This window comes from Gilvimarinus sp. 1_MG-2023 (assembly GCF_030548285.1).
Genome location: NZ_JAUOSC010001908.1, coordinates 1 through 229, shown reverse-complemented (window position 1 = coordinate 229; position 229 = coordinate 1). Strand labels below are relative to the sequence as shown.

The following is a 229-nucleotide window of genomic DNA, read 5'->3' as shown; positions in this document are numbered from 1 at the left end:
GGCTACGACAACAGCGACCCTTGGCAAAGCCTGCTGATCCCTAAAACAGCTGAAGGAAAAAAAGCAGTTGGAGGTGGCACCAAAATGACCTATCGCTACTACCTCCAAGACTCGGCATTTGCCGTGGTATTAGAAGTGCCTGAAAATCAGGCACAAGCACTGGCCGAAGCACTACAAAACCCAGTATGGGACTTGTATCTAGGACGCAAGACTTGTGCTCCAACAGAAC

Annotated in this window: 1 protein-coding gene; it reads left to right on the top strand. The window is 49.8% G+C overall.

Annotated elements, in window-relative coordinates:
• Positions 1–30 precede the first annotated feature (30 nt).
• On the top strand, positions 31–229 hold a 199-nt coding region (gene cas5e, locus Q4563_RS23950; protein ID WP_442903883.1), incomplete at its 3' end, for a type I-E CRISPR-associated protein Cas5/CasD.